Source organism: Proteus columbae, from assembly GCF_009914335.1.
GTDB lineage: Bacteria > Pseudomonadota > Gammaproteobacteria > Enterobacterales > Enterobacteriaceae > Proteus.
The window spans coordinates 1,079,024-1,095,715 of the sequence record NZ_CP043925.1 but is presented as its reverse complement, the minus strand read 5'-3'; the positions used below and the strand labels follow the sequence as shown (position 1 = coordinate 1,095,715).

The 16,692-nt window shown below is 40.8% G+C and carries 13 protein-coding genes and 7 tRNA genes; 18 read left to right on the top strand and 2 right to left on the bottom strand.

Going from position 1 to position 16,692, the window contains the following annotated elements:
- Positions 1–156: 156 nt before the first annotated feature.
- The gene (gene nagE, locus F1325_RS05085; RefSeq protein WP_109374103.1) at positions 157–2,199 is read right to left on the bottom strand and encodes an N-acetylglucosamine-specific PTS transporter subunit IIBC; all 2,043 of its coding nucleotides are present in this window, start codon (positions 2,197–2,199) and stop codon (positions 157–159) included.
- Positions 2,200–2,679: 480 nt separating this feature from the next.
- Between nagE and nagB the strand changes: the two genes are divergently transcribed.
- The 13 genes from nagB (at position 2,680) to fghA (ending at position 9,699) form a co-directional block, all read left to right on the top strand.
- Positions 2,680–3,486 carry a glucosamine-6-phosphate deaminase gene (gene nagB / locus F1325_RS05080; protein WP_109374102.1) on the top strand — a complete coding sequence of 269 codons (807 nt, stop codon included), beginning with the start codon at positions 2,680–2,682 and terminating at the stop codon, positions 3,484–3,486.
- Positions 3,487–3,610: 124 nt separating this feature from the next.
- Positions 3,611–4,771 carry an N-acetylglucosamine-6-phosphate deacetylase gene (gene nagA / locus F1325_RS05075; RefSeq protein WP_109374101.1) on the top strand — a complete coding sequence of 387 codons (1,161 nt, stop codon included), beginning with the start codon at positions 3,611–3,613 and terminating at the stop codon, positions 4,769–4,771.
- Between the two features lie 13 nt (positions 4,772–4,784).
- A complete protein-coding gene (nagC, locus tag F1325_RS05070) occupies positions 4,785–6,017 on the top strand; it encodes a DNA-binding transcriptional regulator NagC (RefSeq protein ID WP_088493435.1) in 1,233 nt (410 codons plus the stop codon).
- 410 nt (positions 6,018–6,427) lie between these two features.
- Positions 6,428–6,504 (top strand) — tRNA-Met (locus tag F1325_RS05065).
- A 7-nt stretch (positions 6,505–6,511) separates the two neighbouring features.
- A tRNA-Leu gene (locus F1325_RS05060) sits at positions 6,512–6,596 on the top strand.
- A 27-nt stretch (positions 6,597–6,623) separates the two neighbouring features.
- Positions 6,624–6,698 (top strand) — tRNA-Gln (locus F1325_RS05055).
- Between the two features lie 41 nt (positions 6,699–6,739).
- Positions 6,740–6,814: transfer RNA gene (locus F1325_RS05050), tRNA-Gln, on the top strand.
- A 32-nt stretch (positions 6,815–6,846) separates the two neighbouring features.
- Positions 6,847–6,923, top strand: a tRNA-Met gene (locus F1325_RS05045).
- A 5-nt stretch (positions 6,924–6,928) separates the two neighbouring features.
- Positions 6,929–7,003, top strand: a tRNA-Gln gene (locus F1325_RS05040).
- Positions 7,004–7,055: 52 nt separating this feature from the next.
- A tRNA-Leu gene (locus F1325_RS05035) sits at positions 7,056–7,140 on the top strand.
- A 268-nt stretch (positions 7,141–7,408) separates the two neighbouring features.
- Entirely contained in the window at positions 7,409–7,684 is a 276-nt protein-coding gene (locus F1325_RS05030; RefSeq protein ID WP_036938507.1) for a metal-sensing transcriptional repressor, read from the top strand.
- 18 nt (positions 7,685–7,702) lie between these two features.
- Positions 7,703–8,815 (top strand): S-(hydroxymethyl)glutathione dehydrogenase/class III alcohol dehydrogenase, encoded by a 1,113-nt coding sequence (locus F1325_RS05025; protein ID WP_109374100.1) that lies wholly within the window; start codon positions 7,703–7,705, stop codon positions 8,813–8,815.
- A gap of 53 nt (positions 8,816–8,868) precedes the next feature.
- The gene (fghA, locus tag F1325_RS05020; RefSeq protein WP_160230066.1) at positions 8,869–9,699 is read left to right on the top strand and encodes an S-formylglutathione hydrolase; all 831 of its coding nucleotides are present in this window, start codon (positions 8,869–8,871) and stop codon (positions 9,697–9,699) included.
- Positions 9,700–9,753: 54 nt separating this feature from the next.
- On the opposite strand, the gene ubiF is transcribed toward fghA, so the two are convergent.
- A complete protein-coding gene (gene ubiF, locus F1325_RS05015; RefSeq protein ID WP_160230065.1) occupies positions 9,754–10,941 on the bottom strand; it encodes a 3-demethoxyubiquinol 3-hydroxylase in 1,188 nt (395 codons plus the stop codon).
- A gap of 205 nt (positions 10,942–11,146) precedes the next feature.
- On the opposite strand from ubiF, the gene miaB reads away from it, so the two are divergent.
- From miaB to lnt, 5 genes are all read left to right on the top strand, one after another.
- A complete protein-coding gene (gene miaB / locus F1325_RS05010) occupies positions 11,147–12,577 on the top strand; it encodes a tRNA (N6-isopentenyl adenosine(37)-C2)-methylthiotransferase MiaB (protein WP_109374097.1) in 1,431 nt (476 codons plus the stop codon).
- 28 nt (positions 12,578–12,605) lie between these two features.
- Positions 12,606–13,667, top strand: a complete 1,062-nt coding sequence (locus F1325_RS05005; RefSeq protein WP_109374096.1) for a PhoH family protein — start codon at positions 12,606–12,608, stop codon at positions 13,665–13,667.
- Complete coding sequence (ybeY, locus tag F1325_RS05000) at positions 13,660–14,127, top strand: rRNA maturation RNase YbeY (protein ID WP_109374095.1); 468 nt, start codon at positions 13,660–13,662, stop codon at positions 14,125–14,127. The genes F1325_RS05005 and ybeY overlap by 8 nt, the downstream gene beginning before the upstream one ends.
- 71 nt (positions 14,128–14,198) lie before the next feature.
- Complete coding sequence (gene corC / locus F1325_RS04995; protein WP_023581153.1) at positions 14,199–15,080, top strand: CNNM family magnesium/cobalt transport protein CorC; 882 nt, start codon at positions 14,199–14,201, stop codon at positions 15,078–15,080.
- A 7-nt stretch (positions 15,081–15,087) separates the two neighbouring features.
- Entirely contained in the window at positions 15,088–16,614 is a 1,527-nt protein-coding gene (gene lnt / locus F1325_RS04990; protein WP_109374094.1) for an apolipoprotein N-acyltransferase, read from the top strand.
- The last annotated feature ends 78 nt before the right edge of the window (positions 16,615–16,692 follow it).

Here is a 16,692-nt window from a genome sequence, read left to right as displayed (position 1 = left end):
ATAATCCAATAAGCAGGTTTCATAAATACCTTAGCTAAATACACCCCTGAGATATTTATCAAAATAGAGATAAAAAAACGGGAAGTTCGAAAGACTCCCCGTTTTATCGTCTTATTTAACCATCTCTTTATAGAGGATTAAATATCTATATAGAATTTATTTTAACACTTTGTAGATAACCGTTTTATTTCCGACCACAACACCGGCAACTTGTTCAGTAATCTTATCAAAATCATCGATATTGCTGACAATAACAGGGCTTATCATCGATTTGGCATTAGCGTTCAGATATTCAAGATCTAATTCTAAGATAGGTTGACCAACTTTAACGTCTGCACCTTCTTCAACTAAACGCTTGAAGCCTTTACCACCTAATGCAACGGTATCAATTCCCATATGCACAATGATTTCCACACCATTGTCAGTCTCAATACAAAATGCATGGTTTGTATCAAAAATCTTAACAACAGTACCTGTCGCAGGCGCCATCACGATATTAGAGGTTGGTTTGATTGCTACGCCATCGCCAACAACACCACTAGAGAACGCTTCATCAGGCACATCTTTTAATGCCACCACTTCACCATCAAAAGGTGCAATCATTTCAAGTAACACTTTTGCATTGGCATTAGCTTGTTTTACGGGTGCTTTTTCAGTAGAAACTGTTGAAGCAGAAGCACCTTCATAAGCAGGCACAGGACCTTGTGTTAATACATCGCGCATTGCATTAGCGACAAGCTCTGCGCGTGTACCCACAATCACCTGAACACTTTGTTTGTTTAAGCGAATAACGCCTGAAGCCCCTAAACGTTTTGCGTATGCATCATTAACAACGCCAGAGTCTTTTACATTAAGACGTAAACGTGTAATGCAAGCATCAATACCCGTTAAGTTATCAGAACCACCAATAGCCGCGATATATTGGCGAGCTTCTTGTTGAATACCTTCTTTACTATTTGCTGGCGCTGTTTTGATATCTTCATCATAACCATCAGCAGTTTCATCACCGGTCACTTCATCTTCACGACCTGGTGTTTTCAGGTTAAATTTAGTGATAGTGAAACGGAAAATACCGTAATAGATAAAGAAGAAAACAATACCCTGAACAATCAGCATGTACCAATGAACAGCCAGTGGGTTACGTGAAGATAAGAACATATCCACTAAGCCTGCACTAAAGCCGAATCCTGAAATCCACTCCATGCTTGCCGCGATATAAACAGAAATCGCCATTAAGAATGCGTGAATAACATAAAGCACTGGTGCGACGAACATAAAGGAGAATTCAAGCGGCTCAGTAATACCTGTGAAGAATGCGGCAAACGCACCCGCCATCATAATACCAGCCACTTTTGCTTTGTGCTCTTTACGTGCGCAGTGATAAATAGCAAGAGCTGCACCCGGTAAACCAAACATCATTACTGGGAAGAAACCTGCTTGATAACGACCTGTAACACCCACTGTTGCTAAGCCAGAATCAATAGCTTGCTGACCTGCTAGGAAGTTAGGAATATCATTAATACCAGCAACGTCAAACCAGAATACAGAGTTCAACGCATGGTGTAAGCCCACTGGAATTAATAAACGGTTAAAGAATGCGTAAATACCCGCACCTAATGCTCCCATATCTTTAATGCTTTCACCAAAGCTAACTAATCCGCCATAAATCACAGGCCAGATATACATCAGAATAAAGGCGACGATGATCATTAAAAACGAGGTTAGAATGGGAACTAAACGGCGACCACTAAAGAACGACAGTGCGCGAGGCAGCTCAACGCTACTGAAGCGGTTATAAAGCTCGGCTGAAAGTACACCAACTAAGATCCCAACAAACTGGTTATTTATTTTACCAAAAGCAACTGGAACCTCTTCTAAAGGTAGGCCTTTGATCATTGACACCGCTGCTGGAGAGCAAAGTGTTGTCACAACTAAGAACCCAACAAACCCTGTTAAAGCGGCAGCACCGTCTTTGTCTTTCGACATACCATAAGCAACACCAATGGCAAACAAGACTGACATATTGTCGATGATAGCAGCACCAGATTTGATAAGTAAGGCAGCAAGCGCGTTATCGCTACCCCAGCCTACTGGGTCAATCCAGTAGCCAATCCCCATCAGAATTGCTGCTGCAGGTAATGTAGCAACAGGCACCATCAGCGCCCGTCCTATCTTCTGCAGATAACTTAAAATATTCACAAACTCCCCCTTGGATAGCCCCTATATTGGGATCTTATTCATACTCATTCATATTTTATAAGAAAATTGATGAGCTAATTATTTAATTCCATTTTTAGTCTAAAAAATTTATTTCGTATCGCAAATTAATTAGTCATAATTTGTGAGTTAAGTCACCAATATAGTATATTTTTTAGCTGAAATGCTGGCTAAGTCAGAAAGCTTATTTTATGATTAAAAATATCTTTTGGCGGGACATTTCGATCATCAGCTAAAAATGAAAAGAAATTCGTGTTATACACTCTAAATCATTCGAGTTGCAGGTAGGCGACAAGCAAAGATATCCCGATGAGTATACTCATGTATGTGATTCGGGTAGCTGAGCGTAGCCAACACCCCTGCAACTTGAAGGATGACGAGTATAGATGAGCCACTGATAATCACACGATAAAATAACACGTTACTGAGTTATCAGATTTGTCTTTTTTCTATGAGGTTACTATGAGGTTAATCCCCCTATCCACGGCAAAACAAGTTGGTAAGTGGTCTGCAAATTATATCATTGAGAAGATCAATGCGTTTAATCCAACAGCAGAGCGCCCTTTCGTGCTTGGTTTACCGACTGGTGGCACGCCATTGGCGACATATAAAGAGTTAATTGAATTACATCGTGCAGGAAAAGTCAGCTTCCAACACGTTGTAACGTTCAATATGGATGAATATGTTGGTATTCCATCAGATCATTCACAAAGTTACCGTACTTTTATGTATGAGAACTTCTTTAATCATATTGATATTAAAGATGAAAATATCAATTTATTAAACGGTAATGCAGAAGATCCACAAGCAGAATGCGAACGTTATGAGGCTAAAATTAAGTCTTATGGCAAAATCAATTTGTTTATGGGCGGTGTAGGTAACGACGGTCATATCGCATTTAATGAGCCAACATCATCACTTTCTTCACGTACTCGCATGAAAACGCTAACAGAAGACACTCGTTTAGCAAATTCACGCTTCTTCGATAATAATGTTAATCATGTTCCTAAATATGCACTGACAGTTGGTGTAGGTACATTATTAGATGCTGAAGAATTAATGATTTTGGCAACTGGTTTTAATAAAGCGCAAGCAGTACATGCTGCAACAGAAGGCGCTGTTAACCATTTATGGACGATTTCCTGTGTTCAACTTCACCCTAAAGCCATTTTAGTGTGTGATGATCCTGCAACAATGGAATTACGAGTAAAAACATTGCGTTATTTCCAACAGATTGAAGCGCAAGAGTGTCAGAAATACCAAGACTAAGTTTAGTAAAATAAGTACCTACTGATTAAGTAGTGGAAAAGGCTAAGCTCTCTTACTTATCAGCCAGAATTTGCTGGCTGATATCGGATTTTTAGATTGACTTCCCTTATCAGGAGACAAAGGTATGTTTGCCTTAACAAATGCTGTTATTTATACAGGTTTCGACCGTTTAGAAAACCACGCCATTATTATTAACGGCTCCCGTATTGAGCAGGTTTGCCCACAGGATCAACTGCCAAAAGATATCACTGTTCGTGATATGAAAGGTGCAATTGTCTCTCCCGGTTTTATCGATTTACAGGTTAATGGCTGTGGTGGCGTACAATTTAATGACACGCCTGAAAATGTCACCGTTGAAACGTTAGAAATTATGCAAAAAGCAAATGAACGTTTAGGTTGCACTAGCTATTTACCCACGTTAATTACCTGTTCTGATGAATTGATGAAAATAGGCATTGACGCAACTCGTGCTTATATGAAGAAACATGAAAATAAAGTGTTGGGATTACATTTAGAAGGCCCTTATATCAATGTAATTAAAAAAGGGACTCATGATCCACAGTTTATTCGCCAACCTAGTGCACAGATGATTGACTATTTGTGCGATAATGCTGATGTTATCGCTAAAATCACCCTAGCACCTGAAATGGTTGATGAAAAGTATGTTCGTCAATTAATCAAAGCAGGTATCATTGTTTCTGCGGGTCACTCCAATTCGACTTATGAAGAAGCACGTAAAGGATTCCGTAATGGTATCTCATTATCGACTCACCTTTACAACGCAATGCCTTATATTACAGGCAGAGGGCCGGGGCTTGTAGGTGCCATTTATGATACACCTGAGGTTTATGCTGGTATCATTGCCGATGGTTTACATGTTTCATGGGCAAATATTCGTAACAGTAAGCGTCTGAAAGGTGAAAAACTACTTTTAGTCACAGATGCAACTGCGCCAGCAGGGCTTGATCCTAGTAAAAATGAGATGGATAGCTTCGTTTTTGCGGGTAAAACCATATATTATCGTAATGGTCTTTGTGTCGATGCAGATGGCACATTAAGTGGATCATCACTGACCATGATTGGTGCAATTAAAAATAGCGTGATCCATGTAGGTATTCCATTAGATGAAACATTGCGGATGGCAACACTTTATCCTGCTCGTGCAATCGGAATGGAAAAAGAATTGGGAACAATTGAAGCAGGAAAAATTGCTAACCTCACTTCTTTCGACAAGGACTTCAACCTTTGCACAACGTTTGTCAATGGTATCGAAATAACTGAATAACTAATGGATGTCTATGCTGATGAGTCATAACAACACTGAAACGCAAATTGGCAATATCGATCTTGTTAAACAACTTAACAGTGCGATTGTGTATCGACTGATTGATCAACACGGGCCAATTTCCCGTATCCAAATAGCCGAACAAAGCCAACTAGCGCCAGCCAGTGTGACTAAAATTACTCGTCAGTTGCTTGAACGAGGCTTAATCAAAGAGGTTGATCAACAGGCATCAACAGGTGGGCGTCGCGCAATCTCTATTATTGTTGAACACCGCAACTTTAATACAGTCAGTGTGCGATTGGGGCGTAATGATGCTACTGTCGCTCTTTACGATCTGAGCGGTAAAGTCATCATTGAGCAGCACTACCCTTTAGAGCAGAGTACTCAAAATGAAGTTGAAGCCCTGCTCATCAATGCAATTGATGATTTTATTAAACAAAATCAACGTCGCATTCGTGAGCTTATTTCAATTTCCGTGATCTTGCCCGGTCTTGTTGATCCAAATAAAGGCATTGTTCGCTATATGCCTCATATGAAAGTAGATAATTGGGCTCTGGTAAATAGCTTAGAAAAACGCTTTAGCCTACCTTGTTATGCTGGGCATGATATTCGAAGCCTTGCACTCGCTGAAAACTATTTTGGTGCCACACGAGATTGTGAAGACTCACTACTCGTCCGGATACATCGTGGTGCAGGTGCAGGTGTTATCATTAATAATAAAATTCTGCTCAACCAGCGTGGTAACCTAGGGGAAATTGGTCATATTCAAATCGATCCTCTAGGTGAACGTTGCCATTGTGGTAATTTTGGTTGTTTAGAAACGATTGCATCCAATACTGCTATCGAAGCCAAAGTGCGCTATCAATTAGAGCAAGGCTACCCAAGCCAGTATTTATCGCCAACACAGTGCCAAATCCAAGATATTTGTCGAGCTGCTGTTAAAAATGACCCGCTAGCAGTCGAAACTATCAAACAAGTGGGTTTACATTTAGGTAAAGCTATTGCTATCGCTATTAACTTATTTAACCCACAAAAAGTGGTTTTAGCGGGTGAATTGACTGAAGCAGCTGAAGTTTTACTTCCCTCAATTCAAAGTTGTATTAATACGCAAGTATTAAAAGAATTCAGAGAAGAGCTTCCTGTCGTCACATCAGAGCTTGATCATCGTTCTGCCATAGGGGCTTTTGCCTTAACTAAACGCGCAATGCTTAACGGAGAATTGCTTCAACAGCTATTAGAAAAGTAATTTATTGTCGATAAATTATACTTTTTGAGTTGAATATATACTTTTCTAACCTTTATTGCGAAATAAGTCTAAAATTCAATCAGTAATATCCAAAGAAAAAGAAATGTAGCGTGAGTTTTTCACCTCATTTCTTTTTTTATACTCATTGTTCTTCATCTTTTCCTTCTTTAGCTTAATATCATTTCTCTTACTGCTTTGTTTTTTCTTTTTATTCACACACTATTGCGCCTTATTCTTTGAGATATTTTTCATCAACAAGGTTGTTTTTTGGATCTTTTTTCGACAAAATGATTAACCATCGAGCAAACGGACACGTTTCTCGAAAATTAATGCAAAAAGCAGTTGACGGATTTGTCTGTAATACGCATAATGCGCCCCGCAACGCCGACGAAGGTTATGCAAAAAAAGATGGCTATGTAGCTCAGCTGGTTAGAGCACAACACTCATAATGTTGGGGTCACAGGTTCGAATCCCGTCATAGCCACCATATTTTTGCGGGAGTGGCGAAATTGGTAGACGCACCAGATTTAGGTTCTGGCGCCGCAAGGTATGCGAGTTCAAGTCTCGCCTCCCGCACCATTTTAACCTCGTCAAGAATTTATCAGTTGGGATATCGCCAAGCGGTAAGGCACCAGGTTTTGATCCTGGCATTCCCAGGTTCGAATCCTGGTATCCCAGCCATATTTCTGATAAATAAGTGTGTTGACAATTGAATTAGCGGATGGGGTATCGCCAAGCGGTAAGGCACCAGGTTTTGATCCTGGCATTCCCAGGTTCGAATCCTGGTACCCCAGCCATCTTTCAAAAGAAAGATAGCTAGATTCAATAAGGCTATGTAGCTCAGCTGGTTAGAGCACAACACTCATAATGTTGGGGTCACAGGTTCGAATCCCGTCATAGCCACCATTTTTTGGGATATCGCCAAGCGGTAAGGCACCAGGTTTTGATCCTGGCATTCCCAGGTTCGAATCCTGGTATCCCAGCCATATTTTGAAAGAGAGACTCGCAGAGCGAGTCTTTTTTTCTGAAAAGTTGTATGCGGGAGTGGCGAAATTGGTAGACGCACCAGATTTAGGTTCTGGCGCCGCAAGGTGTGCGAGTTCAAGTCTCGCCTCCCGCACCATTGATTATTAACGTGTTTATCACGAAATCAACAGATAAGACTCGCAATAGCGGGTCTTTTTTGTTTTTATCTCTTCATTTTTTCCTATCTGTTATCTAAACATCATTATTCCCTCCTTCTTTTCTTATTCCTCTACTCACTCTCAAAGATCAACATTCTCCACATCATCATTTTTTATTTATTCTCATCACTCCACACTTTATTGATCCCTCTGTACATATATCCCTCCAGATACTATACTCCCCCATAGTATATTTAAGGATTATGTATGCCACACTCACCAGCAGAAAAAAAAGCCGCGTTAACTCGCGTAAGAAAAATTAAAGGGCAGCTTCTTGCATTAGAAACTGCACTTGAAAATGAAAATGAATGCGGTCAGGTATTACAACAAATTGCCGCCATCAGAGGTGCTATCAATGGCCTGATGGCTGGAGTACTCGAAAGTCATTTACGTGAAGGTCTTATGGATGCCGTCGCTTCTCCTGAAGATCAAAAAAATTCCGTTGATGATGCCATTTCACTTATCCGCACTTACCTGCGTTAATAACAAAAAGGATACACCATGAAATCTCGTGCTGCGGTCGCATTTGGGCCAGGAGAACCTTTAAAAATCGTTGAAGTTGATGTAATGCCACCTCAAGCGGGTGAAGTGCTCATAAAAATTAGCCACACCGGTGTTTGCCATACAGACGCATTTACACTCTCTGGTGATGATCCTGAAGGTGTATTCCCTGCAATTCTTGGTCATGAAGGTGCTGGTGTAGTTGTAGAGGTTGGTGAAGGTGTCACTAGCGTTAAACCAGGCGATCACGTTATTCCTCTGTACACTGCTGAATGTGGTGAATGTCTATTCTGTAAATCAGGCAAAACAAACTTATGTGTTGCAGTCAGAGCAACGCAAGGTAAAGGTTTAATGCCAGATGGAACAACACGTTTTTCTTATAACGGGCAGCCTATTTATCACTATATGGGATGCTCTACTTTTAGCGAATACACTGTGGTGGCTGAAGTTTCTCTGGCAAAAATCAATCCAGAAGCCAATCACGAAGAAGTTTGCTTATTAGGTTGTGGCGTAACAACCGGTATTGGCGCGGTTCACAATACAGCAAAAGTGCAAGAAGGTGATTCGGTTGCAGTGTTTGGTTTAGGAGGCATTGGCCTTGCTGTTCTTCAAGGTGCAAGACAAGCCAAAGCAGGTCGAATTTTTGCGATTGATACTAATCCTGAAAAATTTGAATTAGCACGTCAATTTGGTGCTACAGATTGCTTAAATCCTAATGACTACGACAAGCCCATTCAGCAAGTCCTTGTTGAAATGACACAATGGGGTGTTGACCATACTTTTGAATGTATTGGTAACGTTAATGTCATGAGAGCTGCATTAGAAAGTGCACATCGTGGCTGGGGTCAATCCATTATTATTGGTGTTGCTGGTGCAGGACAAGAGATCTCAACTCGTCCTTTCCAATTAGTCACAGGCCGTTCATGGAAAGGTACCGCTTTTGGTGGTGTTAAAGGTCGCAGCCAATTACCGGGTATGGTTGAAGATGCGATGAAAGGTACTATCGAACTAAAGCCATTTGTCACTCACACATTACCGCTTGAAGACATTAACGAAGCCTTTGATTTAATGCATGAAGGTAAATCAATCCGAACGGTTATTCATTTCGATTAATCATCTTCAAACCTATGTCTCATAGGTTTGTCTTTGCTTTTAAAGGAGTCAAAATGGAAAGGATTGAACGTCACGCCTGCTTTGGCGGTTGGCAAGAAGTCTATCAACATACCTCAAAGACGTTAAATTGTGAGATGAAATTTGCCATCTACCTTCCTCCTATGGAAGAAGAGCAAAAATACCCTGTTTTATATTGGTTATCAGGCTTAACCTGCAACGAACAAAATTTCATTACTAAAGCGGGAGCTCAACAATTTGCGGCGCAGCATGGCATTATTTTAGTCGTACCTGATACCAGTCCTCGTGGTGAAAATGTCGCTGATGATAGTGCTTATGATTTAGGGCAAGGCGCAGGTTTTTACCTTAATGCGACACAATCGCCGTGGAATACTCATTACAATATGTATGACTACATTGTTGATGAACTTCCTACACTGATAGAAACGCATTTTCCTGTGACTCATCAACGTGCCATTAGTGGGCATTCGATGGGAGGTCATGGGGCACTAACAATTGCATTGCGAAATTCGGCACGCTACCGCAGTGTGTCAGCGTTTTCTCCGATAGTAGCACCGTCAGTTGTTCCTTGGGGTAAAAAAGCGTTTAGCGCTTATTTAGGCGATGATACGACACAATGGCACCTATATGATGCGGTGGCATTGATTAGCCAAGCAGAAAATGTATTACCTATGCGTGTTGATGTCGGACTCGATGATCCTTTCTATCAAGAGCAGCTGAAGCCTGAATTATTTTCACAAGCTTGCGATGCAAAACAATTTTCTTATCAATTGAATTTACATCAAGGGTACGATCACAGTTACTACTTTGTGGCGAGCTTTATTGGTGAGCATATTGCTTTTCATGCCAAGCATTTAAAAGCATAACAACAATGCGATGATCTTATTGCTGATATTCAACTCAGATCATCGCATTTCTAATTACTTAATACCTAACGCATAACGTAATGCAGCTTCTTTCGCTTTGCCTGCATGTTGAGCAGCTAAAAGACCGATATTTCTAACAACTTTTAAACCCGGTAATTGGTGGCTAAAGGCGTGATAAAATACGTCCATGCCCGCTTGCATTACTAAATTATCAGGCATACGACGGCGCTGATATTTCTTCAATAACGCCATTGAATCCCAAGGCTCAAAATGTTTTTTGGCATCAGCGACTAAATCTAAGAAACAATCCACATCACGGTAACCTAAATTAACGCCCTGTCCCGCTAAAGGATTGATGGTGTGAGCCGCATCTCCCAACAAAACAATGCCTTTATCAACATAACGACTTGCATGCTGACGCGTTAATGGGAATGAACCTGCTGCAATAGGTATCGCTTTACCTAATCGCTCAGGAAAAGCATGTTGAATTTCTTTTTCTAACTGCGCCATTGTCATATTTTGCAGTTTTCTAATTCTGTCAGGCGAGTCATACCAAACTAAACAAGCCCAATTATCAAAAAGCGGTAAATAAGCACGAGGTCCTGAAGGGTAAAAACGTTGCCATGTACCCTTTTCAGGAGGCAACTCTGTTTTCACGGTGATCAGCATACAAGATTGACGATATTGCCAGCCATTGCTACCAATACCCGCAAATTGGCGCACTTGAGAGTTTGCACCATCCGCACCCACCACTAAATTTGTGGTCACTTCACTGCCATCAGAAAGGGTTACTTTCCATTTATCATCTAAATAAGTCATTTTACTTAGACTATTTGGACATAATAAAGTGATATTGCTATAACGTTCAGCCTCTTGCCAAAGGGCTAATTGCAAAATTCGGTTTTCAACCATATAGCCTAATTCTGGTAAACCTAAGCTTTTAGCATCAAAAACCACATGGGCATTTTCTTCTTCCCATGTTTCTAAGGTAAGATAAGGCGCAGAACGCATCGCTAAAACATGTTGCCATGCACCTAATTGTTTTAATAGACTAACAGACGCGCAACTAATCGCAGAAATACGGATATCAGGATGAGATGACGCATCAAAAGGTGCTGGAGACTGCCGTTCAATCATTGCAACACGCAATCCTTCTTGCGCCAGCCCAATTGCAACAGCAGCGCCAATCATCCCTCCACCAGCGATGATTGCATCAAAATCGTTTTTTACATTACTCATCATTGTTATGCCATAACTCATTACTTTAAATAATAGGTAAGCGCTGTTTCAGTTTATTTCGATTAAACTAAACGCCATAGAGAATTAGCGCCGACTTGCTCTAGTCACTGACCACACAAATGACTACAATAACCGCCTTATTGGCTTATTACACGCAACGTTTTCCAATGATTAGCTATTGTCTCACTGAAAATACCGGATTTACACAATGTCGACGATAAAAAAACTGTACATTAAAACTTGGGGCTGTCAGATGAATGAGTACGATTCATCCAAAATGGCAGACCTACTCGAAAGCACCCACGGTTATCAGTTAACCGATGTCGCCGAAGACGCGGACATTCTACTGCTAAATACCTGTTCTATCCGTGAGAAAGCACAAGAAAAAGTCTTTCATCAGTTAGGACGTTGGAAATATTTTAAAGATAATAAACCCGATATTATCATTGGCGTCGGCGGTTGTGTTGCTTCTCAAGAAGGTGAATACATCCGTCAACGTGCGCAGTGTGTCGATATTATCTTCGGACCACAAACTTTACACCGTTTACCTGAAATGATTAATCAGGTTAAAGGGACTAAAAGCCCTGTTGTCGATATCAGCTTCCCTGAAATCGAAAAATTTGACCGTTTACCAGAGCCTCGCGCTGAAGGTCCTTCTGCTTTCGTCTCCATCATGGAAGGCTGTAACAAATACTGCTCTTTCTGCGTAGTTCCTTACACACGCGGTGAAGAAGTTAGCCGCCCTTGTGATGATGTGCTATTTGAAATTGCTCAATTAGCGGCACAAGGTGTGCGCGAAGTAAACTTGTTAGGTCAAAACGTTAACGCCTACCGAGGCGCTACTTTTGATGGTCAAATCTGTAGCTTTGCTGAATTAATTCGCTTAGTCGCCGCAATTGACGGCATTGACCGCATTCGCTTTACTACCAGCCATCCTATCGAATTTACTGACGATATTGTTGCGGTTTATGAAGATACTCCAGAATTAGTCAGCTATTTACACTTGCCAGTGCAAAGTGGTTCTGACCGCATTCTAACATTAATGAAGCGTAACCATACTGCACTTGAATATAAGAGCATCATTCGCAAACTACGCAAAGCACGTCCTGGTATTCTGATAAGTTCAGACTTTATCATTGGTTTCCCGGGTGAAACCCAAGACGACTTTGAAAAAACCATGCAATTAATTGCGGATGTTAATTTCGATATGAGCTTTAGTTTCATCTATTCAGCACGTCCGGGCACCCCAGCGGCTGATTTACCTGATGACGTTAGTGAAGATGAGAAGAAACAACGTTTATATCTGCTACAACAGCGCATCAATCAACAAGCAATGAACTTTAGCCGTGCAATGTTAAATACGGTACAGCGTATTCTAGTTGAAGGGCCTTCACGTAAAAATGTGATGGAGCTTTCTGGTCGTACTGAGAATAACCGTGTGGTTAACTTTGAAGGTACACCAGATATGATTGGTAAGTTCGTTGATGTTGAGATTGTTGACGTTTATGCCAACTCACTACGTGGTAAAGTTGTTAGAACGGAAGACCAAATGGATTTACGTATTCACGAATCTCCAGAATCCGTCATTGCACGTACACGTAAAGAAGATGAATTAGGGGTAGGTGTTTACCAACCTTAATTGATCAGATTGAACAAAAGGATAATCAGTGACAGTAATAGCACATGCACAGGTAGCGACCCAAGAAATCTTCTTAGAGCCAGCTGACAATGCCCGTTTAATGAGCCTATGTGGTCCATTTGACGATAATATTAAGCAACTTGAGCGCCGTTTAGGTATCGAGATTAATCATCGTGATAACCGTTTTAAACTCACGGGAAAATCATTGTGTGTCAATGCAGCCGCAGGAATTTTACGTCGCCTGTATGTGGAAACCTCGCCAATTAAAGGCGTGATCCCCGATATCGACCCTGAACAAATTCACCTTGCAATCAAAGAAAGCCGTGTGCTTGAGCAAAGTGATGAGCATGTTCCTGAATTTGGGAAATCAACCAATATTCGAACTAAGCGAGGTGTGATAAAACCTCGTACACCGAATCAGGCACAATATATTGCCAATATCCAGACTCATGATATTACTTTTGGTATTGGGCCTGCTGGTACAGGGAAAACTTATCTGGCTGTTGCTGCTGCTGTTGATGCTCTTGAACGCCAAGAAGTGCGTCGTATTTTATTAACGCGCCCTGCGGTTGAAGCGGGTGAAAAACTGGGCTTTTTACCGGGCGATTTAAGTCAAAAAGTCGATCCCTATTTACGACCACTTTATGATGCGTTATTTGAGATGTTAGGTTTTGAAAAAGTTGAGAAACTAATAGAGCGTAATGTCATTGAAGTCGCACCCCTCGCCTATATGCGTGGGCGCACATTAAATGACGCCTTTATTATTCTTGATGAAAGCCAAAACACGACCATCGAACAGATGAAAATGTTCTTAACACGTATTGGCTTTAACTCTAAAGCGGTTATCACTGGGGATATTACCCAAATTGACCTGCCAAGAGGCAATAAATCAGGCTTACGTCATGCCATTGAAGTTTTATCTGATGTTAATGACTTAAGTTTTAACTTTTTCCATAGTGAAGACGTTGTTCGCCATCCGGTGGTTGCCAAAATTGTTATCGCCTATGAAGCTTGGGAAATGGAAGATCAAAAACGCCGCCAAGCTATCAAAGCAGAAAAAGAGAAGCTTCAGAGAGAAAATCATGAGTGAAGTTATCCTTGATTTACAAGTAGCAAGTGAAAATGCGCAAGGGCTTCCTACTGAAGCCCAATTTATGACATGGTTAGAAGCGGTATTACCGCAATTTCAACCTGTAAGTGAAGTGACTATTCGTATTGTTGATGAGGCAGAAAGTCACGAACTGAATCTCACTTATCGTGGAAAAGACAAACCGACTAACGTGCTTTCTTTTCCCTTTGAGGCTCCACCTGAAATTGAATTGCCGTTATTAGGTGATTTGATTATTTGCCGCCAAGTGGTAGAAAAAGAGGCGGTTGAACAGAGTAAGACTGTTGAAGAACATTGGGCACACATGGTTATTCATGGATGTCTCCATCTTTTAGGCTATGATCATATTGAAGATGATGAAGCCGAAGAAATGGAAGGTTTAGAGACAGAAATCTTACAAAATTTAGGTTATACAGATCCCTATTTGATTGAAAAAGAGTAACAGTTCTCTTATTTTTATGATAAATACTATATCTAATTAACCATTCAATGAGGAAAAATAGTTAAAACGCCATGAGCGACGACCAATCTTCGAGTAACGATAACCCTGGTCCTAAGAAAGGGTTTCTCACACTGCTTAATCAGTGGTTCCACGGTGAACCTAAAAACCGTGATGATCTGATGGAGCTTATCCGCGATTCTGAACAGAAAGAATTAATTGATCCCGACACCCGCGACATGCTTGAAGGGGTAATGGATATTGCTGAACAACGCGTTCGGGACATTATGATCCCTCGCTCGCAAATTGTCACACTAAAACGCAATCAAACCCTTGATGAGTGTTTAGATGTGATTATTGATTCAGCACATTCTCGTTTCCCAGTCATTAGCGAGGACAAAGATCATATTGAAGGCTTATTAATGGCGAAAGATCTACTGCCATTTATGCGTACCGACGCAGAGCCATTTAGTATGGATAAAGTCTTACGCTCTGCTGTTGTTGTGCCTGAAAGCAAACGGGTTGATCGCCTATTAAAAGAGTTCCGCTCTCAACGCTATCATATGGCGATTGTGATCGATGAATTTGGAGGCGTATCTGGACTCGTCACAATTGAGGATATTCTTGAACTTATCGTAGGCGAAATTGAAGATGAGTATGATGATGAGGATGATATTGATATTCGTCCGTTAAGTCGTCACGCTTACTCAGTTCGAGCTTTAACCCAGATAGAAGATTTCAATGAAGCGTTCGGTACGCATTTCAGCGATGAAGAAGTTGATACGATTGGCGGTTTAGTCATGCAAGCCTTTGGTCACCTTCCTGCTCGTGGTGAAACTATTACTATTGATAATTACCAATTTAAAGTTGTTATGGCAGATAGCCGTAAGATCATTCAGGTTTATGTGCATATCCCCGATGATGCGCCAATCCCTGAACTAGGTAATGATGCATAGGATATCAATGAATAAGATCTCTTTCTTAAACCGCCAGTGGGTTCGCGCCTTTCTGGCGGTTTTTTTCGGTGCCATTGGCACATTAGCATTTTCGCCATTTGATTTTTGGCCTGCGGCGTTAATTTCACTACTTGGCTTATTACTGATAATCACTCACCGCACAACTCGCCAAGGCGCATTCCTTGGCTTTGCTTGGGGATTTGGATTATTTGGTAGCGGCGTAAATTGGGTTTACGTCAGTATCGCTGATTTTGGTGGTATGCCGTTTGCGATAAATATCTTTTTAGTGATTTTATTAGCTCTCTATTTATCACTCTACACGCTATTATTTGCAGGATTACTGAATAAGTTTTTTCCAAAACCAACACTCTGGCGGTTTGTATTTGCAGCTCCTGCATTATGGCAAATCACTGAATTCTTAAGAGGTTGGGTGTTATCCGGCTTCCCTTGGTTGCAGTTTGGTTATAGCCAGATTGATGGCCCATTAAAAGGCATTGCACCTATTTTTGGTGTTACCATGATAACGCTACTCCTAACCGTTATCAGTGGATTAATTGCGTTTGCACTCTATCGCAAATCGATTTATAGTGTCGTGGTTGCACTGCTTTTATTAGTATTACCTATCAGCTTTAAGTCCTATCAGTGGTATCAACCTTTACCCGATGAAACGCAAGAAATTGCATTAATCCAAGGAAATATTGCACAATCATTAAAATGGGAACCCGGTACATTAGAGAGCACGCTAAAAACCTATCTCACTTTAAGCCGCCCTTTTATCGGTAATGCAAATCTTATTATTTGGCCTGAATCAGCGATCCCTGATGTTGAAATTCAACAACAAGGCTTTTTAGCTGAGCTTGATAAGCAACTGAGAGAGCAAGATACCCATTTAATGACGGGAATTATTGATGCTCGACCGACATTAGAAGGTTATCGTTTCTACAATAGTGTCATCACATTAGGTGAACACTATGCTTACCAATACCCAGCAACAGATCGCTATAACAAACATCACCTTGTTCCTTTTGGTGAATATGTACCATTAGAATCGCTATTACGCCCACTTGCGCCTTTCTTTAATTTACCGATGTCATCATTAAGCCAAGGTGAATATGTACAGCCTCAGCTCACTGTCAATGATGCCAAAATAACCGCAGCTATTTGTTACGAAATTATTTTAGGTGAACAAGTCCGCGCTAATTTTAAACCCGATACACGATTCTTATTAACGATTTCTAATGATGCGTGGTTTGGTAATTCAATCGGCCCTTGGCAACATTTTCAAATGGCAAGAATGCGCTCTTTAGAGTTAGGAAGACCATTATTACGCTCAACGAATAACGGTATTACCGCCTTTATTGCAGCCAATGGTGATGTTATTTCTCAACTTCCTCAGTTTGAAGAAGGTGCTTTAGCAGAAAAAATCACACCAACAACTGGATTAACCCCTTATTACAAGTGGGGTAATACACCATTGTGGATAATGGTTGGATTATTTTTTATCATCGCCTTTATTAAACGGCGAGTTGAGTAAAGCAAAATAAAATAACGGAATTCATTATTATATTGAATTCCGTTATTTTTAATTGATAAAAGCCTAAAATGATTGTTT